We start from the raw sequence: 18,006 nt of genomic DNA, 5'->3' as shown, positions 1-18,006 counted from the left end.
GTTGAGCGGACAGACTTAACGGCCAACAAGGAGTAAAACATGCTCTACTGGGCAGTCATCTTCCTGGTCATCGCCCTGATCGCCGCCCTGTTCGGGTTCGGCGGTATCGCGTCCGCCTCGGCGGGGATTGCGCAGATCCTGTTCTATGTGTTCCTTGCGCTTTTCGTGCTCGCGCTGATCGTGCGCGCCATGCGTTCGAAGTAGGTCGACGACCTGCACGCCGAGTGAAAAGCCCCGCCGGAATGGCGGGGCTTTTTGCGTTATGCCTTGAGCGTCTCGGTCGAGGAAAAGAACATCGCCTGGCTGACCGCGGAACGGACCTGTTCCTCGGTATAGGGCTTGGCGATGAGGAACGCCGGCTCCGGCCCTTCGCCGGTGAGCAGTCGTTCGGGGAATGCGGTGATGAAGATCACCGGAATCTCGGGATCGTCCTTTACGATCTCGTTGACCGCGTCGATGCCGCTCGAATTGTCGGCAAGCTGGATATCCGACATGATGAGATGCGGCTTTTCGGTCTTGTAGAGATGCAGCGCGGCATCTTTGGTGCGCGCGATGCCCGTGACCGCATGGCCCATATCGGCAACGATGGCTTCGAGATCCATCGCGATGATCGCCTCGTCCTCGATGATCATGACGCGCCCGGAAAGCGATTTGGCCATTTCCGAATAGGCGATATCGATCAGGTTCTTCGCTTCCTCGGCGCTGACCGACAGCACCTTTGCCACCTCATCGAAGCTCAATTCCTCGATCGTGTGCAGCAGCAGCGCCTCGCGGGTGTCGGATGTCAGGCTCGACAAGTGCTTCTGCGCCTTTGCCGCAACGCCGGTTTCCGCATCGCTGAACGTCGCGCCGGAACTGGACCAGATCGAATGGAAGACCTTGAAAAGCGCCACCTTGTCCGACACGTTGTGGTCAAAGACGGAGGTATCGCTCAGGATCGCCTCGAGCGTGGCGACGGCGTATTTGTCACCCTGTTCCTGCGATCCCGTCAAAGCCCGTGCATAACGGCGCAGGTAGGGCAGGCAGGCGCCGACCTTGGTGGTCAGATCGTTGGGCTGGTCGGTGGACATAGAGTGAAACTCCCACTTTTTGATTTTCTCGGGAACCGAACGCATGGTTTTGCGTTAGGTTCCATCAGGACGCCGGGGGGTGCGGTTTATTTTGAAGGACAACATGAAACGGGAACGGAAGAAAATGTCAAATATGGAGCAGGCCATCGACGCGAACCTGCGGCGTGCGTATGAGGACGTCGCCAATCAGGACGTGCCGGACCGCTTTACCGAGTTGCTGAACCAACTGCGTGAAGCGGAGAAACATAAGGCGGAGAACCAGAATGATTGATCCGCGCGACGAGATCGTCGAGCATCTTGGCGCGATGCGTGCCTTTGCCATGAGCCTTACGAGGAACTCAGCGCTTGCCGATGACATGGTGCAGGATGCGCTCGTCAAGGCGTGGACGAAGATCGAGTCCTATCAGCCGGGAACGAATATGCGCGCGTGGCTCTTTACCATCTTGCGCAACACCTATTACTCGCATCACCGCAAGGCGCGGCGCGAGGTTGCGGACGTGGATGGGGAAATGTCCGCATCGCTTGCGCAGAAGCCCGATCACGACGGGCGCTTGCAGATGCGCGATTTCAACAAGGCATTCGATCAGCTCAACGCCGAGCAGCGCGAGGCGCTTGTTCTTGTTGGCGCAGGCGGGTTCTCCTATGAGGAAGCCGCCCAGACCTGCGGCGTTGCGGTCGGCACGATCAAGAGCCGAGTGAATCGCGCGCGGCGGCAATTGGCGGTGTTGATGCAACTCGATGACGATGAAGTGATGGAAGCCACCGATATCGTCACCAGCGGTATTGTCGGCAAACAGAAAAGCGTCGCGTAGGTGAATCGCGCGACGCGCAGACCCAAGAAGGCCTCGAATTGCTCGATCCTGATTCCGAACGGACCGTCGGAACGCTCCCCGATTTCGACGTTCTGATCACCGCAGACGAAACGTGGCCCGCATTCGAGCGGGCCGTTTTGCACGCGCGGTCCGAAATTCACGCCTCGTTTCGCATATTCGATTTGCGCACGAAGTTGCGTAGCCTGGATGCGCGCGCCATCGGTGACGACTGGTTCGATCTGCTCGCCCATGTCGTTGGGCGGGGCGTGAAGCTTAGGCTGGTGGTCAGCGATTTCGATCCGGTCGTCGGAACCTCGCTGCATGAATTGTCATGGCAAACGGTGCGGCAGGGCGTTGCGCTGGCCGAGATCACGGAGGCCCCGGCAGGGCAGATCACGGTGCGCGCCGCGCTTCATTCCGCGAGAGCGGGCGCGTTGCCCTGGATCGCGTTGTTGCCGGTTGCGCTCAAGCTGAAGTCGAGCCGTTTGCGACGGCTCGATGAGGCGCGGCTGTCGCGTCAGGCGGTGCGGCTCAATGAAGGAGAGGCGCCGCAGTTCCGAACCGCGACGCATCATCAGAAACTCGCGGTCATCGACGGCGAGACGCTGTTCATCGGCGGGCTCGATCTGAACGAGCGGCGCTTCGATACGACGGATCACGCACGGCCCGCCGATCAGACCTGGTCCGACGTTCAGGTCCTGATTCGCGGCGGACCGGAGCCGCTGGAGGCAAAGGAGCATCTGGAAACCTTTCTTGCCGTGACCGAAGGCGTCAAACGCCCGCCGAAGCTGCGCCATATCAAGCGCACCCTGTCCGCGCCGCGACGCCTGCAATTTCCGTTCCTGTCGCCGCGCACGGTGCTGCGCGAGATCGAGGAAGCGCATCTAGCGGCGTTCCGCAAGGCGCGGCACCTGATCCATATCGAGACGCAGTTCATGCGCTCCGGCGTCATCGCGGACGCTTTGGCCGAGGCAGCCAGCCGAAACGGCGATCTGCGACTGGTGATGATCTTGCCCGCGCTGCCGGAGGACGCGGCGTTCCAGACGTCCCACAGCCTCGATGTGCGCTATGGCATGGCGCTGCAACGCGACGCGCTCCATGTCATTCGCGAAGGCTTCGGCGACAGGGCCACCATCGCCTCGCCCGTGCGGCCCGTGATGGCCGCGCGCGAGGGTTTGCCGGTGCTGTCCGGCTCACCCATCGTCTATGTTCACAACAAGGTTCTCATCCGCGACGACGATTACGCGCTCATTGGATCGGGCAATCTGAACGGGCGGTCGCTGCGGTGGGACACCGAAGCGGCGGTGGAGATCACCGCGCCGGACAGAATGGGGATCGTGCGGCGCAAGATCCTCGATCACTGGTGGTTCGATCCCCTGCCGCCCGAAATGTGCGATCCCGAAACGCTGCAGCCGCTCTGGGCCGAAAAAGTCGCGAGGAACGGTGTGCGGCTGCCCGAGACGCGAACGGGGTTTCTTGTCCCCCACGATCCCGATACCCTTTCGGCGACAGCACAACCTTTGCCCGGCGTGACCGAAGACATCGTCTGACGCGCGTCCAGGTCAAAAACGGCGGGGCGCAGACCCCCGTCCAAGAAAGAGATTGCCGATGAGCCGGGGACGCGACGCAACCCATCCCAGTCACATACCGCTCAAGGGGCTGCTCGATGTGGCCATGCGCATGTGGTACAAGCAATTTTCGCAGAACCTCGGTGTCATTGCCGCCGGAATCGCGTTCTACGGTCTGCTCTCGCTCTTTCCGGCGATCACCGCTGCCGTGGCCTTCGCCGGGGTGTTCCTCGAGCCGTCCATGCTGATCGACAACAGCGAGGCGATCGCGGCGATGCTGCCGCCGGCGGCTGCGCAGATCGTCTGGGACCAGCTTGAGGAGGTGGCCAATGCCGACAACTCGACGCTGAGCTTCGCCGCGCTCCTTGCCATCAGCGTGACGCTTTATTCCGCCTCGCGCGCGGTCGCGACGCTGATCGCTGGGCTGAACATCATCTATGGGGAGCGGGAAAAGCGCAATTTCTTCAAGGTCAAGTTCCTGACCATCGTCCTGACGATGTGCCTGATCGCGGTGCTGATCCTAGCGATCCTGATCGTCGCGGCCATCCCGATACTTGCGGCGGTCTTCGACGAATCGGGGCATATCGACGATGCTGTGATGCTCATGCGCTGGCCGGTCCTCTTCGTCATGGGGGTTGCGGGGATCAACATCCTCTACCGCTACGGGCCGGATCGCCGTTCGGCCAAATGGCGCTGGCTGACGCCCGGTGCGGTGGTGGCCTGCGCGCTTTGGGTGGCGAGCAGCTATGGTTTCAGCCTCTATGTGCAATCCTTCGGCTATTACAACAAGACGTTCGGCGCGCTGGGCGGGGTGATCGTGCTGCTCACCTGGCTCTGGCTTTCGGCCTTTGTCGTGCTGATCGGCGCGCTGCTCGATGCCGAACTGGAGGCGCAAACGGCCAAGGACAGCACCATCGGCAAGGATCGCCCGATGGGACAACGTGGCGCGGTCAAGGCCGACACGCTGGGCCCCGTTCGCGGCGAAGATTTGACGGAACTCTAGCAGGCGACAAACGTTCACCCCTCAGCAACGCTGCAGAGGGACGCATGACCGCCAAACACCAGCCACATAGCCTATCCGAGCCCGCGAACCGCGGGACGGCTCCGGGGCGCCAGGCTGCATTGCCCGTCCCCGATGGCGCGGAGCGTCTGGCCCGGCTCGAACGGATCGCCACCACGCTTGACAGCCGCTTTCGCGTTCCGGGTATCGGTTTGCGCATCGGCTGGGATTCCATTCTGGGCCTCATCCCCGGACTTGGCGACGCGGTCACCGTGTTGCCCGCAGGGTATTTCCTTTACGAAGGCTACCGCATGGGTGCCCGGCGCCGTGTTCTGGCGCGGATGGGCCTGAACAGCGGGATTGATTTCCTTGTCGGGTCGGTGCCCCTCGTCGGTGATCTATTCGACGCCGGCTTCAAGGCCAATCTGCGCAATATCGCGCTGCTCAAAGCCGAGATGCAGCACAAAGTCACACAATCAAGCAATCAGGAGGTGTCACATGCCCGAACGTCGTAAATCGAAGGATGGCCGCCGCGAAACCGAGGAAATCCTGGGCGACGACAGCGAAGTGTCCCAGCAGGGTCGCGCAGGCGGCCGGATCGCCAAGGTCGTCGGCACCAAGGACGAAGAGAAGCGCGCCTATGAGCGCCCCGCGGGCATGACCCGCGCCACCAAGAGCGTTCAACAGGAGGATAGCAGCGATGACTCGTAAATCGGGCGTGCCGCAGGATGCGTGGGTGCTGATCGCCGATGGCGAGAAGGCGCTCTTTCTCGTCAACAAGGGCGATGAGGTGGACATGAACCTCGTCGTGCGCGGCAAGGAGGAACAGGAGAACCCCCAGGCGCAGGATTGGGCGGCCAATCGCCCCGGACGCTTCAACGACGGGCCGAGCGTGCATCGCTCCGCCGTTCAGGATACCGATTGGCACAAGCTCGAGAAGGAGCGGTTTGCCAAAGATCTCGCTGACCAGCTTTATCAGGACGCGCATAAAGGCAAGTTCGAGCATCTGATCATCGCCGCAAGTCGTCCCGCGCTCAGCGCTTTGCGCGACGAGTTGCATCAGGAGGTCACGGACAAGATCATTCTCGATGTGCCCAAGGTGCTGACGAATCATCCGCTGGACGAAGTGGAAGAGCTGATCAGCCGGGAAATGGAAAAGGCCTGACGGGCCGACATGAATTCCCGCTACGTCATACTCGCTGTCGTGCTGGCGCTGTCGGTGGTGATCGGGTTCTACATCGTCGATCTGGACCGCACCGATGACGGCGCATTGCCCGAGGTCTCCGTCGAGGGCGGCAGCGCGTCCGGCCTGACGGCTGGCACCGGGGATGTCGAGGTTGGCGAGCGGGAATTGGATGTGTCAAGCCAATAGCCTGACTCGGGCAGCGACTTGTCGCGACGCGGTTTTAACGCGCCGCGCAGGTCTTATGCCAGTCGGCATAGGCAATATCGGGCCGGTTGACCGCGTCACCGGCCGCGTTTGCTTCCCCAGTCTGACATGGCCTGAAGCACCGGCACGAGCGTGCGCCCGTCGCGGGTCAGCGAATATTCGACGCGCGCCGGCACTTCGGCAAAGACCTCGCGGCGCACCAGCCCGTCTGCTTCGAGCTCGCGCAGAGAGCGGGTGAGCATCCGGTCCGACGCTCCCGGCACCAGCCGCGCCAGATCGGAATAGCGGCGCGGCCCGGCCAGCAGGTGAAACAGAAGGATCGGCTTCCACTTGCCGCCGATCACCGCGACGGTGGACTCGACCGCGCAGTCGCTTTCTTGAACGGAGGGGCGTTCGGGCGTGACAGTTTGTGGAATCGTTTCATGTGCCATGATCCATTCATGCGCACCGACCAAAACGCGGTCAACTTACACCCATGTAAGCAGCACGCATTTGCGCCAGTAGACGCTCTTCTATGCGCGGCGCATCTCTTCGGTCAGCAAAGGACAGGAGAGACAACATGAGCAAGACAGTTCTGGTGACAGGCGCAACGGGAATGCAGGGGCGGCCCATCGTCGATGCCCTGCTGGCGGGCGGCTTTGCCGTGCGCGCGTTGACACGGAAGACAGCACCCGGCCTGCCCGAGGGTGTCGAGATCGCGAAAGGCGATATGGACGATCCGGCGAACCTCGGTGCCGCTTTTGACGGTGTGGACCGTCTGGTGCTGATGCTGCCTCTGGTCTTCGACGACGATCTGGTGCGCCGCTACGTGGGCAACATGATCGCCGCCGCGCAGGCTGCATCGGTCGAACTGGTGGTGTTCGATACCTCCGCCCCGGTGCCCGAGGCGCGCGTGGGCGTCGCGGCGGTCGATGTGAAGGTCACGGCGGCCGAGATGCTGGCAGCCTCCGGCCTGCCGGTCGTGACGGTGCGCCCGACGATCTATGCGGGCAACCTGGCCGCACCCTGGACCGCGCCGGGCATCGTGAACGACAAAACCATCGCCTATCCGCTGGCGGCGGATGTGCGCTGTTCGTGGATAACCTGGGAAGACGCCGCGCGCTGCGTGGCCGCGGCCGTTTCCGATCCGTCGCTTGCGGGCCAGAGCTTCGACATCGGCGGCCCCGACGCGCTCGACGGCGCGGCCCTCGCGCAGGCGTTCCGCCTGGCGCGCGGGCCTGAGCATCACTACGTCGCCGTGCCGCTGGACGCCTTCGAAGCGGGCCTCAACGGCGCGCTCGGCGCGCCCGTGGGCACCGAGATCGCGGCGCTCTACCGCTGGTTATCGGGTCAAGGCGCCGCGCATCTGAACGTCACGCGTGGCGGTCGGCAGAATGGCGCGGAGGCGCTTGGCGTCTCGCCCGTCTCGATGGCCAACTGGGCGGCGCAGGTACCGTGGGAGCGGATCGCGGGAAACACCGAAGCAGTCTGAACCGCTGCTCGCGAACCGGAAGGGCCGCTGGACGGATTGGAGGCGAGTACCGGAATCGAACCGGTGTACACGGATTTGCAATCCGGTTGCGACCACTGATTTCATTGGATTTCCCTGTAAACACCCCCGTTTTGTTCACGACGGGAAATCAAGGACTTATGAGGAAACTGTAAACGCCTCCGAGGGAGGTGTGCGATGAGTGATTTGCGCCCATTTAAAGAGGTTCAGCTTCAATGGCTCCGCTTGTTGCTTGCTGATACGTCGCTTAGCCCCCGTGCCGTGCAGTTCGCCACATACCTTGTCATCGTCCGATACAACGACAATTTTTGCAAGGCTTGGCCGTCACATGCGACGGTCTGCGAAGATCTTGGGCTTAAGAGCGAAAAGACCATCCAACGCCTGATCAAGGAACTCGATGGTAAGTGGTTCGAGATCAGGCGCGGGAATGGTCAAAAGCAGTCTACCGAATACGTGCCGTCCAAAACATCGCATCAGGCAGCCCAAGAGTTACGCGAAAAAGAGGAAGCGGGAAAGACGGACAAAATTGTCCCCCTTCGTGGGCGTGAAGGCGGACATTCTTGTCCCGGAACCCGGACAAAAATGTCGTGCGAACCCGGACAAAAATGTCCGCCAATAAAAGAGAAAGAAAAAACAAAGGAAAAAAGAGCGCTGACGCGGGATTTGCCTTATGAGGGGCAATCCCGCATTGCGCTTCGGTTGGTGCCCGGTGGTGGTGGCGTCTTTGAGAGAACATGGAATGATAGGTTGCAGGTGGTCGGGCTTGAACGCTTGGATCGTTTATTTCGACAGGTTCGTGATGAGCAGGGCAGAAGTTGCTACCTGTTGCCCGGAAACTGGCCGGAGCCGCCGGGTAGCAACGGTTGGCTCGCCCAGCTTTCTCAGATCTATCGAATGTCTGGCCGGGAGGTGCCGGGGAAACTGGCAACGGCAATAAGCGTGCGTTTTGCCGATGAACCGAGGTCGGCGGCATGAGCGGGGGTGGTTTTAAGTCCTTCGTCCGCGCGGAAAATGTGAAGGCGGGATCGACGGGAAAATCGTCGATGGGTGGGATTGAGGCCCATGCCAAGCGGCTCGACAAGACTTCTTTACTGCGTCGTGTCCGCGAGCTTGATCCGCTGGCGTGGTCGAAAATCGGTTCAGGCATCAACGAGGGCGGTTGCGACCTCTGGGGTGCCTTCAAGCGACACAAGGAAGAAACAGGCGCTGTCGAGCGTGGTGGTGCGTCGATTGCGCTGCATATGCTGGTTGGCGTGTCGCGGGAGTGGTTGGAGGAAGACGGGCGAGATGCGCACTCGGCTGAGAACGACCGCATCCGGCGACTTTTCGATGAAGCAAAGGCTTGGGCGGAAAGCTGGGCGGGTGAAGGCTCGGTCATTCACACTCGCTTTGATCTCGATGAGCAAGGCAGCGGCAATGTCGATCTGGTAGTTGTCCCGACGCGGATGCAACGGCGGAAATCCCGGAAGAACGCGGCGGCGAAGGAGGTGCTGACGATCTCCACGCGGATGGCGAAAGAAGATCTGCGCAAGGCGATGAAAACCAAGAATTCCGGTCAGGCGATGCAGTCGAGCTGGAACCAGTGGTGCAAGGAGCGCCTCGATCTGCGGATTGAGCGCGGGACAAGCAAGGATCAGACCCGCCGCGAACACATCCATGCCGACATTCTGCGAGCTGAGGCGAACAAGCTGCGGGATAAGCATCAGCTGGCCATGGAAGCGCTGGAACTTGAGAAACAGGAGGCCGCAGCGCGGGCCGAAGCCGAGGCCAAGGCCGCAAGCGAGGCGCTGTTCCTTTGGGCCAAGACAGCAAGTGGCCCCTATCACGGGCTGCTATTGGATGATCTGAGCGAACCTGAAAAGCAAGCCTATGACCTGCATCGCATGGTCGTGGGCCGCTATCGTGGGGCGCTGCGTGCGGAGCGCGACGGGCGGCTTTACCCCGAACAACGCCGCTTCCTCTCGGAGCTTCGCAAGGCCGAGCCGGACTCTGATCGCTATGTTGCGGCGGCACTGACCGAGGAAATCAGCAGCTCCGGGATTGGCCTAGACATGATCGAGCGGATTTCGGAACTGATGCGGCGGCTGTTGCGGCGCATCGTTCAGGCTGTCGAGCCCCATCTTCTGCGCTATTGGACGCGCGAGGATGGTGGGCATAAATGGCATGTCACAACGGCGCGATTGTGTTTGGGATCGGCAGAGCTGGTCGATCTGGAGGCTCGGGCGGAACGCGAGGCCGAGGCTTTGCGCACGGCGGAATCAGTCTATCGGCGCTTGGCCGATCATGGACGCAGACTTGATCAGTGATTTGCGGCGTGGCGTAAATTCTCATAATTTACGTTGAAGCGTAATTTCTTTTGGTTTACGCTCTGCCGTAAAAGGAGTCGCATCATGGACCTCTCTGCCAGAACTGCCGAACAGATCGGCGAAGCAATCCGGCGCGCGCGGAAAGCACGCGGCTGGACGCAGGGCGATGTTAGCGCGCGCACCAATCTGCGCGTGGCGACGATCTCTTCGCTGGAAAACGGCGACGCGGGCACCAAGCTGGCGACGCTTCTGGCTGTCATGGCGGCACTCGGGCTGGAGTTCCGGCTGGCGGAACGCGGTGGCTCTGTCGAGATCGAGGATATCTTCTAATGGCCAGACGCGGGCGCAGTGGAACGATGCAGGTCCTCCTGAACGGGCGGCTGGTGGGTCATCTGCGCCTCGCCAGCTCCGGCGCGATCAGTTTCGCCTATGATCCAGGTTGGCTGGCGTGGGAACATGCCATGCCGATCTCCCTCTCTCTGCCCTTGCGCGAGGAGGCGCATCAGGGCGCACCGGTCATTGCCTATCTGGAAAACCTGTTGCCCGACAATCAGGCGATCCGCGAGCGTGTGGCAGCACGGGTGCGTGCGGGCGGCACCGATGCCTGGCACATGCTGGAGAAGATCGGGCGCGACTGTGTGGGGGCGCTGCAATTCGTCTCGGGTGAAGCGCCCGAAGTGGGCGAGTTGGAAGGTGAACCAGTGACGGATGCCCAGATCGCTGCCATGCTGCGCAATCTGGCGAGCGCCCCACTTGGCCTCGATGAAGACGATGATTTCCGCATTTCTATTGCGGGCGCGCAGGAGAAAACCGCTTTGCTGCGCCACGATGGTGAATGGATACGACCCTCGGGCCTGACGCCCACGACCCATATCCTGAAAACGCAGCTCGGCGTGCTTCCGAACGGGATCAACCTGTCGGACAGCGTCGAGAACGAGTTCTTCTGCATGACCTTTTGCCGCGTGATGGGGGCGGATGTGGCGGAGGTTGAAATCGTCGATTTTGAGAATGTGCGCAGCCTTGTTGTCACGCGGTTTGACCGGCGCTGGACCGCAGACGGGCGGCTGATCCGCCTGCCGCAGGAGGATTTCTGTCAGGCGCTTTCGGTGCCGCCCAGTCAAAAATACCAGATGGATGGCGGGCCGGGGATAACCGAGGGCATTGGCCTGCTGGCGGGCAGCGATGACGCGCTGGCCGATCAGCGCGCCTTCTTTCAAGCTCAGATGTTGTTCTGGCTCCTAGGAGCGACGGACGGTCACGCCAAGAATTTCAGCATCGCGCTTCGCCCCGGCGGCTTCCGTATGACGCCGCTCTACGATGTGTTGAGCGCGCAGAAGGCTGTGGATGAGGGTCAGATCCGCAAGAACAGGATGCGCCTCGCCATGTCAGTGGGCGGGCACTATCGGATCAATGAGGTCGTGCCGCGCCATTTCCTGCAAGCGGCCAAGGTAGCGGGGTTCGGTGTGGCGCTGGCGGAAGAGGTGCTAGCGGAGATCGCGAAACGAATTGAGCCTGCCATTGAGAAAACGGTTGAGCGTATGCCCCCGGACTTCCCCATGGCTTTGACGCAGATCATCGCAGAAGGTGTCAGACAACGCGCGGCATCCTTCATTGTCGAGGAGGGGAGGGGCGCGGAATGACCAAGCTCGAATTTCTCAACGGGATCGTGCTGGAAGAGATTGTGGAAGGGCTTCTCGTTCGGCAGGGGGAGGAGGCTTATGTGGCGCGCGATTGGTGCCTGTCCGCTCCCGTGATCGAGCTTGTAGGGGCGGCAATGGTGGCGGGCCTGAACTGGATGATCCGCACCGATCATCCGCGCCGCAATGCGCGCTGGCCGAACCGGCGCGGCGTTGTCTATTTGGCGTTCTCACCTTCAGAGCATCAGCAATGGGCCTTGGCCATAGACACGATTCGGCCCGCGAGTGGTGATTTCGGCCATGGGGTATTCAACGGAAAATACCACGAACAGTTCGTGAAGCTGGGGCTGCCCTTCACCTTTGAGAAGCGCAACAAAGGGGCTGGGCATCTGGTCGTTTCGCGCGAGCATGTCTTGCCAACCCTTGCGGCCTTGCGCGGGTTCGACCATCGGGTTCTCGATTTGGGGCGCGCTGAGCGCAGCCATGCTGGATTTGCTACTGAATACGAGATTCAACGGGCAATCCTGAACCAATGGTCGGAAACGCCGTTCGCTAAGCGCCATGTTGTCGTACAGGACGAATACCCCGTGGATGGCGGGCTGAATTCCCGCCGGATCGACGTGTTGGCGCAGGATCTGCAATCGGGTGACTGGCTGGTGGTCGAGATCAAGCGGGCCGAGGCCAATGTGGGTGCTGTGCGACAGGTCGAGGACTATCTGCTGGCGCTTGGTCAGCAGGACGAATTTGCTTTCGGGAAGCTGGAAGGTGTGCTGATCGCCGAGCGCATATCAGCGCCGGTGCGTGAGGCTGCACAGCGCGCAGGGATCGCCGCCTATGAGATCGAATGGCCTGTGACCCTGCGCCGGGTGGCATAGCGCTGCCGTTCATTCCTCAATCGCGATGGTTCTCAACTTCCGCGCGGCGGCTTTGAGGTCTTCGGAAATTGCCGCCTCAAGCCGCGCGCGATGATCGACCAGCCAAGCGATCATCTCTGGCCAGTTCTGGATTTAGATCAATGTGATCCATAATGACCTACATTCCCACTTTTTAAGTGGTAACGCACTACCACTTATCCGGCGAGCCGGACCGCTCCGCTTAAGTTGTGCGCCCTGCGGGGCGGGGGAGCGCTGGAAACATCAGAGCGAGAACAACGGTGAATTTGGTGGCGATTGCTGCTATCTGTTCGTGCGAAACCAACCCAACCCGACAAAGGAGGGCCGCGCCATGTAGGTATGCAACTACATGTAAGGAGCCGGACGATGGCTCATCACAAACGTAAACGTCCGCGCGCGACATCCGGGCGGGATTACTCCGCCAAGGGGTTGGCGCGTCGGCTTGGTATTGACGACCACGAGGTACATTGGTGGGATCATAGCCCGCGCTGGCACCACATCATCGTGAACAAACGGCCAATGCGACGCCGGACCAAAGCGGCTGAGCGGGCAGCATTGAAGGCCCCCGATCCTGATGCGCTGATTTGGCCGGTCTCGGGAAAGCCTCACGATGATTACTGGTGATCCCAGCTACTGAAACCCACCTTCCCCTGCCGTTTGAGGGGCGATGTCAGGCGGGTTTCGGCAAGCGTAACGGTAGCCTGAAAATCCACATGAGCGAGACGCCAAGGATCGAGCGATTGTGGGGTTTCAGGCGGGCGTCAGCGCGAGTTCCGCTTTTGCTCTCGCTCCTTTTTTCTACCCTCCATTTTTAACATCAACTGGTCATAGATTTTTCGGGCCTCCGGATCCGCATCCAACTCATCTTTAAGCCGCCGCCTACGATCTTCAGCTTTGTTGGCCACGCGCTTGCGATCTTCTTCAGCCCATTTTTCCGCGCGCTCATTGAACTGTCTTAGTTCCGTGCTGATGTTGTTCATGCTTGCGGTGAAGCTGTCGAGACCATTTTCCACGGAGGCTACGAGACCCGATATGCCAAATTTGGGCACATGCGTGAGCTGCTTGTGATCGGCAATCATTCCATCCGACCCTTGCGCGCGGCTGGCGCGCGCCTGAGCTTTGCCGGCCAGCCAGTTTGAACGCGCTTGGCGAACCTGCTTGATGGCGGCTTCGGGCTTGTAAAGCGTGACTTTTGCGGGAATGCGCAGGATTTCATATCCTTTCGCAGCAAGCGCTTTGTCTCGTTCGGCATCGCGCTCGATAGCTTCGGGCGAGGAATGCCATTTTGCGCCATCGACCTCGACGATCAGGCCGTCGTCGATCAGGAAATCGAGGCGGTAATTCATGACCGGCACCTGCATCTGCAAGGTCAACCCGCTGCCGCGCAAGCGGCCTTTTTCAGGCGTAAGGTTAAAGGCTGCGACCATCGCGTCGAGAAAGGCGACTTCCGCCGGAGATTCGCAAGCATGCTGGAAATATCGGTGCCAGTCCTCGTCGTCTGTGGTCAGCGTTTCCAGCTTGCTGGGTCTGGGTGGCTCCTTTGAACTTGGATCAGTGATGTCCTCATAGATGGACCACGCAATGAGGGCCGCGAGCGCAAAACTGAAAGGAAAGATAAAGCCCAGCAAGAAGCAAAGAAATGTCGCCAAAATACGAAAGGGAAGGTTCATCGTAGAGGCATTTCTTTCAGTGAAATGAAGGTTACAGTTAGGATGACATAGGCTTTGGCTTTGTGTCATTATTAAGAAGATCAAAGGGTTATGTTTAGTCACAGCCCAATAGTGCGATAGCACTATCGCCCTATCCCGCTACGGTCAGTCCTCAAGCACAAAGGCAGGATCGAACTCATTCCCCTCCACCGGATACCCCCGTTGGTTCGTGACAAATCGGATCGGGCCGTGGTCGCCTTTGATCGCCCGGCTCTCCCCCTCATGGCTGTGGCCCCAGATCCATGTGTCGATGTCGAAGCCCCGGATCTCATCCCAGAGGTCGCTGGCGAACCCGTTGTTCATAGCGAGCTTCTCATGGCCGCCGATGGTGCGCCACGGGGTGATCAGTTCGCGCAGCGGCAGGTGGTGGGTCATGACCACGGTCGGGCCGTCGTGCGGGGTGCGCAGGGCGGCGAGGATTGCATCCTTGTCCTGCGCGTGGCGATCCAGCATGTCGTCGATGGTAAAGCAGGTGTCGGGCGCGGTGCGAATGGCGCGGTAGTCCTGCATGTAGGCCGAGACCATGATCCGCGCGAGGTCGTCGAACTCGGGGGAGAGTTGCAGGTCCGTCCAGAGCGTCGCGCCGATGATGCGCACGCCCGCGATTTCGGTGGCCGCACCATGCAGCACGCGGATATCGAGTCCTTCGCCGCGCAAAGCTGCAAGCTGGTGCTTCTCCTCGGCCAGCAGTTCCGACCAGACCGTGCCATAGGGCTCATGGTTTCCCCAGATCACTACGACCGGGCAGCCATATTTGCGCGCGGCCTGCGCAGGGATCTCCAGATGTCGTCCCAGCGTGTGCGTATCGCCAGCGATCAGAACCCCATCCACCGGCGCGGACAGGTCGGGCAAATCGAAGCCGCCCCAAAATTCGTCATGCAGGTCGCTCCAGACCAGAAATCGCGCCATCACACGCCTCCGTAGTGCGTTGGTGCGATAGTGCTTTCGCACCTTTATTAACCCATCTTACGATCTGAACTGTTTACCAACCTGCTTGAAACGACTTGGCCTGACCTCGATGTAAACAACTATCTTTCCAGAATTATCTCTGAACGAAAGATTTTGCCGATGGTCATAGATGCAAAGCCCTCGCTGCCCTTGCTCACGTTTCTTCCCAGTTCAGATGCCCAGCTGGACCCGGATTCCGACACAAGGCCTTCTATGCTCGGTTGTGATTGCATTTCGTCGATGGTTTCTTTTCGTAGTCCTTGCCTCAAGATCACGCGGTAGGCAGGCATATCGCCAACGAGCACGGGTCTCGGCAACAGAAACTGCCTTTCGCGGCCGACATAGTTTTCTGCGAACTGGATTGTGCGCTCTCTGCTTCCGAGCTCTTCGCGGGCGCGCTCATCACGCTGCTCAGTTTCAGCCGCTTCATCCGAGAACGTCTTGGATGCACGGCGTTCCGCGAAAAAGACATTATCATGCGGAGAGGCCATCGCTTCGGCCGTGGTTTCATAGCCCGCTTGGCGCAAGGCCTTTGAGACGACACATCTTGTTGCAGCATCATCCGCAAGTGTCATCTCCGCCTCATTAACCCGAAACGGTTCATCTGGCTTGGGGTCAACGATGGTCAGGCTGCTTGGTGCACCGTTCGGGACACCAATTTGAAGTCCGCTGACAAGGCGTTGTCCTGTATGCCCGGCGGGAAACACGATGGATCGTTTTTGAGCTATCCCACCCGAAGGCGGAGGGCCTGCTGCCCCCAGCTGTCGCGTACTGTATTCCAAGCCCGATTGCGTTCCTTTGCACTCGATCACATGCCATACGCCAGTGGCATCACGGGCGACAAAATCCGGGGTTTTATTCGGACCACGCTTGGCCGTTCTTCGTTGTGTCGCCCCTAACCTTGGTGCCAGGAATTCAACGAAATAGCGCCCATCCACTATTCGGTCTAAGTCAAAGCGTTCACTCAGCCACAGCAGAGGTGCCCCCATACCGAAGTCGTCGCTCAAGATTGTTTTCTGGTGGGAATCAAGTTCCGAAAAACTGCTCGTGAGCCTAAGATCCGAATCCGGCGTGATCGCAGATAAGTACCTTACCCATGCCCAAAACTCGCTCAGGGAGACGCCCGTGGATGTTGTGGGGGTGGTCAAATACCCGATCATGAGTAGCATCGCAGGAAAGTTCATATCCCACGGCGCAGAGCCCCTGTGAAAGGCACTCGGAAATGCGGGATGATTTCCGGGAGACGGCCAGGAGGACGCGTCTACGTCAACGATCAGGTTCCTATTCAAAGACTTCCCTCAGAAATAAATTGTTTCAACGGCTTAGGTGCTGCCAATGACTATGTATTCTCTAAGCTCAGTTTGTCGCAACGAATTTCCGATCAGACCCGGCAGGACGGCATGGCACTATCGCCCTATCTCGCCATCACGCGCCTATTGAAGGTAGGGTTGGATAGCATCCAGCGCCTTGGCTGTTCCCTCAAGGCTGAACTGGTGGGAGCGCCCGCCGAAGCTGATCTCGACCCATTCCGCCGCGCGGATGTTGTTCGCGAACAGCGCGGTCGCGCCCATGCCTGCGGTGGAATAATTGTCGAACAGGATCTCGCCGCCGCGTGCTTCGAAGTCCAGTGTCTCACCGTTCGAAAAGGTGATACGCACACGCTCCCGCGCTGCCGGAACATGCCCGCCCAGCATCAGCTTCACGGCGCAGTTGTCGAAGGTGCAAGACCCGTCCGGCCCCAGTTCATTCACTTCGTCCGAGCGGATGATCCAGATTTCATCGCCCATCACGCGGAGAGGGCTGACTTCGCCCGCTGCATTCGTGAATGTCCAGAATTCGGCCCCGCCTTCCAGAGACGCTTCGAAATACCAGCCTTCGGCGATGACTGGGGAGGCGAGCGCGATCAGCGTGGCAGCGAGAACAGCCTTCATGGTTTCAGATCCTCCGAAGGAATATCGACGCCCGCCTCGGCCAGCGCCTGAATGATCAACTGGCTCATGGTGATGCCACGTTTCAGAGCTTCAATCCGCAGCGCCTTGTGGCCCTCAGTGCTGATGTAGAACGAGGTATGTTTCTGCTCACGCGGGACAGTCATCGGTAAGGGCTGGCCAGCCGCAGATTGGCGAAGCAGTGGATCAGGGTTGCGGTGGCTTCGGGTGTGAGTCCGTGCTCGACATAAGTCTTGTCCTCGAAACCAATCCGGATGTTCAGTCCGCCCTCCGGGTTTGCCGTCAGCTCGAATGCCGCACCGTTCGCCGGGGCGCTGAGCTTGCGCGGGCTCGACCACTCGAGGATTTCATCTGCCGGAACTAGCTTGCGCCGGATACCAATGGCACTGTCTTCCAGAATGTCGATCAGCAGGTCCAGCACCTCAGCGGCGCGCTCGTTGTCCTCGACGGTCTGTGGTTCAGCCACATATTCGATCCAGTTTGGTTCAAGGAGCGGCTGCACCAGCGCCCTGAGCCGCCGTTCCACATCCTTTGGGTTATCCAAAATCAGCGATACCATTTTTCTTTTCCCTCCGAAGCGATGAAGATCCATGCAGCGAGGCCGAAAGGCAGCAAGGAAAGACTGCCCACGATTTTGAACCCCATCGCGTCGCCGTTGATCAGAAAGCCAAGGCCGACCAAAAGCGGCAGCAAGCCGATCGCCGCCACAACGCCCGCCCGCACCTTGAGGTCGTATCCGGTGAACCCTGCGCCCAGAACACCCTTCTTCGCGCCGCAGGACGGGCAAACGCGCGCCTCTTCGTGGATCTCGGTCATGCAGTGGGGGCATTGGGGCATGGGGCTACTCAGCATTTTGGTGTGAAAACACCAAGGCAGTAACCCGAAATGGGATAATCCTCAAGTAGGATTATCCGAATTCCGGATTTATTCGGAGTTCAAAACATGGGAAGAACCTTGCGCAGCCCGGGGCATCTGGCCCTCATGGCGGCACTGAAGCAGGCGCGGCTCGACGCAGGGCTGACACAGACCGAACTGGCGATCCGCCTCGAGCGGCCTCAGTCCTTCGTAGCGAAATACGAGAACGGTGAACGTAAAGTGGAAGTCGTCGAATTCGTTCAGATCGTGAGCGCCATCGGCTGCGATGGTCATGCGGTGCTCGATGTTGTGGCGCGGGCTGAGCTTGGTGAGTGACACAATCACTGGTGGATTCGATTTGCCGTCACCGCTAGAAATAT

At 60.1% G+C, this 18,006-nt stretch carries 26 protein-coding genes and 1 tRNA gene; 17 read left to right on the top strand and 10 right to left on the bottom strand.

What is annotated here, in order from left to right; translation table 11 throughout:
* Positions 1-39 precede the first annotated feature (39 nt).
* On the top strand, positions 40-204 hold the full coding sequence (locus M3465_RS00370; protein ID WP_249499723.1) for a DUF1328 domain-containing protein: 165 nt from the start codon (positions 40-42) through the stop codon (positions 202-204).
* Between the two features lie 56 nt (positions 205-260).
* Here M3465_RS00370 and M3465_RS00365 read toward each other — a convergent pair whose 3' ends face one another.
* Positions 261-1,070, bottom strand: a complete 810-nt coding sequence (locus M3465_RS00365) for a response regulator (RefSeq protein ID WP_249499722.1) — start codon at positions 1,068-1,070, stop codon at positions 261-263.
* A 103-nt stretch (positions 1,071-1,173) separates the two neighbouring features.
* Between M3465_RS00365 and M3465_RS00360 the strand changes: the two genes are divergently transcribed.
* From M3465_RS00360 to M3465_RS00325, 8 genes are read left to right on the top strand one after another with little or no spacing between them, the layout of a single operon-like run.
* On the top strand, positions 1,174-1,341 hold the full coding sequence (locus tag M3465_RS00360; RefSeq protein ID WP_249499721.1) for a NepR family anti-sigma factor: 168 nt from the start codon (positions 1,174-1,176) through the stop codon (positions 1,339-1,341).
* Positions 1,334-1,882, top strand: coding sequence for an RNA polymerase sigma factor (locus M3465_RS00355; protein ID WP_249499720.1), 549 nt, complete (start codon positions 1,334-1,336; stop codon positions 1,880-1,882). Before M3465_RS00360 ends, M3465_RS00355 begins: the two co-directional genes overlap by 8 nt.
* A 38-nt stretch (positions 1,883-1,920) precedes the next feature.
* Positions 1,921-3,432, top strand: a complete 1,512-nt coding sequence (locus tag M3465_RS00350) for a phospholipase D family protein (protein WP_249499719.1) — start codon at positions 1,921-1,923, stop codon at positions 3,430-3,432.
* Between the two features lie 58 nt (positions 3,433-3,490).
* Positions 3,491-4,453 carry a YihY/virulence factor BrkB family protein gene (locus M3465_RS00345; RefSeq protein WP_249499718.1) on the top strand — a complete coding sequence of 321 codons (963 nt, stop codon included), beginning with the start codon at positions 3,491-3,493 and terminating at the stop codon, positions 4,451-4,453.
* Between the two features lie 44 nt (positions 4,454-4,497).
* Entirely contained in the window at positions 4,498-4,965 is a 468-nt protein-coding gene (locus tag M3465_RS00340) for a DUF4112 domain-containing protein (RefSeq protein WP_249499717.1), read from the top strand.
* Positions 4,949-5,161 carry a hypothetical protein gene (locus M3465_RS00335; protein ID WP_249499716.1) on the top strand — a complete coding sequence of 71 codons (213 nt, stop codon included), beginning with the start codon at positions 4,949-4,951 and terminating at the stop codon, positions 5,159-5,161. Before M3465_RS00340 ends, M3465_RS00335 begins: the two co-directional genes overlap by 17 nt.
* Entirely contained in the window at positions 5,151-5,615 is a 465-nt protein-coding gene (locus M3465_RS00330; RefSeq protein ID WP_249499715.1) for a baeRF12 domain-containing protein, read from the top strand. The genes M3465_RS00335 and M3465_RS00330 overlap by 11 nt, the downstream gene beginning before the upstream one ends.
* A gap of 9 nt (positions 5,616-5,624) precedes the next feature.
* Entirely contained in the window at positions 5,625-5,822 is a 198-nt protein-coding gene (locus M3465_RS00325) for a hypothetical protein (RefSeq protein WP_249499714.1), read from the top strand.
* Between the two features lie 95 nt (positions 5,823-5,917).
* On the opposite strand, the gene M3465_RS00320 is transcribed toward M3465_RS00325, so the two are convergent.
* Positions 5,918-6,271: a winged helix-turn-helix transcriptional regulator gene (locus tag M3465_RS00320; RefSeq protein WP_249499713.1), complete on the bottom strand. Its 354-nt coding sequence runs from the start codon at positions 6,269-6,271 to the stop codon at positions 5,918-5,920.
* A gap of 128 nt (positions 6,272-6,399) precedes the next feature.
* On the opposite strand from M3465_RS00320, the gene M3465_RS00315 reads away from it, so the two are divergent.
* Positions 6,400-7,311 (top strand): SDR family oxidoreductase, encoded by a 912-nt coding sequence (locus M3465_RS00315; RefSeq protein WP_249499712.1) that lies wholly within the window; start codon positions 6,400-6,402, stop codon positions 7,309-7,311.
* Between the two features lie 37 nt (positions 7,312-7,348).
* Here the strand turns inward: M3465_RS00315 and M3465_RS00310 are convergent.
* Positions 7,349-7,413 (bottom strand) — tRNA-OTHER (locus M3465_RS00310).
* Positions 7,414-7,506: 93 nt separating this feature from the next.
* On the opposite strand from M3465_RS00310, the gene M3465_RS00305 reads away from it, so the two are divergent.
* The 6 genes from M3465_RS00305 to M3465_RS00280 all read left to right on the top strand — a co-directional run bounded on the left by M3465_RS00305 (position 7,507) and on the right by M3465_RS00280 (position 12,789).
* Complete coding sequence (locus M3465_RS00305; RefSeq protein WP_249499711.1) at positions 7,507-8,304, top strand: helix-turn-helix domain-containing protein; 798 nt, start codon at positions 7,507-7,509, stop codon at positions 8,302-8,304.
* 68 nt (positions 8,305-8,372) lie between these two features.
* Positions 8,373-9,635, top strand: a complete 1,263-nt coding sequence (locus M3465_RS00300; RefSeq protein ID WP_249499710.1) for a plasmid recombination protein — start codon at positions 8,373-8,375, stop codon at positions 9,633-9,635.
* A gap of 84 nt (positions 9,636-9,719) precedes the next feature.
* Positions 9,720-9,965 (top strand): helix-turn-helix domain-containing protein, encoded by a 246-nt coding sequence (locus M3465_RS00295; RefSeq protein ID WP_249499709.1) that lies wholly within the window; start codon positions 9,720-9,722, stop codon positions 9,963-9,965.
* Positions 9,965-11,275 carry a type II toxin-antitoxin system HipA family toxin gene (locus M3465_RS00290; protein ID WP_249499708.1) on the top strand — a complete coding sequence of 437 codons (1,311 nt, stop codon included), beginning with the start codon at positions 9,965-9,967 and terminating at the stop codon, positions 11,273-11,275. The genes M3465_RS00295 and M3465_RS00290 overlap by 1 nt, the downstream gene beginning before the upstream one ends.
* Entirely contained in the window at positions 11,272-12,147 is an 876-nt protein-coding gene (locus M3465_RS00285) for an endonuclease NucS domain-containing protein (RefSeq protein ID WP_249499707.1), read from the top strand. Before M3465_RS00290 ends, M3465_RS00285 begins: the two co-directional genes overlap by 4 nt.
* Positions 12,148-12,531: 384 nt before the next feature.
* The gene (locus tag M3465_RS00280) at positions 12,532-12,789 is read left to right on the top strand and encodes a hypothetical protein (protein ID WP_249499706.1); all 258 of its coding nucleotides are present in this window, start codon (positions 12,532-12,534) and stop codon (positions 12,787-12,789) included.
* A 137-nt stretch (positions 12,790-12,926) separates the two neighbouring features.
* On the opposite strand, the gene M3465_RS00275 is transcribed toward M3465_RS00280, so the two are convergent.
* From M3465_RS00275 to M3465_RS00245, 7 genes are all read right to left on the bottom strand, one after another.
* Positions 12,927-13,835 (bottom strand): endonuclease domain-containing protein, encoded by a 909-nt coding sequence (locus M3465_RS00275; RefSeq protein WP_249499705.1) that lies wholly within the window; start codon positions 13,833-13,835, stop codon positions 12,927-12,929.
* 144 nt (positions 13,836-13,979) lie between these two features.
* The gene (locus tag M3465_RS00270; protein WP_249499704.1) at positions 13,980-14,783 is read right to left on the bottom strand and encodes a metallophosphoesterase; all 804 of its coding nucleotides are present in this window, start codon (positions 14,781-14,783) and stop codon (positions 13,980-13,982) included.
* A 119-nt stretch (positions 14,784-14,902) separates the two neighbouring features.
* Positions 14,903-15,829 carry a hypothetical protein gene (locus M3465_RS00265; protein ID WP_249499703.1) on the bottom strand — a complete coding sequence of 309 codons (927 nt, stop codon included), beginning with the start codon at positions 15,827-15,829 and terminating at the stop codon, positions 14,903-14,905.
* Positions 15,830-16,255: 426 nt separating this feature from the next.
* Positions 16,256-16,753, bottom strand: coding sequence for a hypothetical protein (locus tag M3465_RS00260; RefSeq protein ID WP_249499702.1), 498 nt, complete (start codon positions 16,751-16,753; stop codon positions 16,256-16,258).
* A complete protein-coding gene (locus M3465_RS00255) occupies positions 16,750-16,917 on the bottom strand; it encodes a hypothetical protein (RefSeq protein ID WP_249499701.1) in 168 nt (55 codons plus the stop codon). The genes M3465_RS00260 and M3465_RS00255 overlap by 4 nt, the downstream gene beginning before the upstream one ends.
* Positions 16,914-17,330, bottom strand: a complete 417-nt coding sequence (locus M3465_RS00250; protein WP_249499700.1) for a hypothetical protein — start codon at positions 17,328-17,330, stop codon at positions 16,914-16,916. The genes M3465_RS00255 and M3465_RS00250 overlap by 4 nt, the downstream gene beginning before the upstream one ends.
* A complete protein-coding gene (locus M3465_RS00245) occupies positions 17,318-17,587 on the bottom strand; it encodes a hypothetical protein (RefSeq protein WP_249499699.1) in 270 nt (89 codons plus the stop codon). Before M3465_RS00245 ends, M3465_RS00250 begins: the two co-directional genes overlap by 13 nt.
* Positions 17,588-17,713: 126 nt before the next feature.
* On the opposite strand from M3465_RS00245, the gene M3465_RS00240 reads away from it, so the two are divergent.
* Positions 17,714-17,962 (top strand): helix-turn-helix domain-containing protein, encoded by a 249-nt coding sequence (locus tag M3465_RS00240; protein ID WP_249499698.1) that lies wholly within the window; start codon positions 17,714-17,716, stop codon positions 17,960-17,962.
* Positions 17,963-18,006: the final 44 nt, after the last annotated feature.

It is taken from the genome of Marivita sp. GX14005 (genome assembly GCF_023370775.1).
Taxonomy (GTDB): domain Bacteria; phylum Pseudomonadota; class Alphaproteobacteria; order Rhodobacterales; family Rhodobacteraceae; genus Marivita.
Note: the sequence above shows the minus strand (reverse complement) of the source record. Positions and strands in the feature narration are given on the sequence as shown.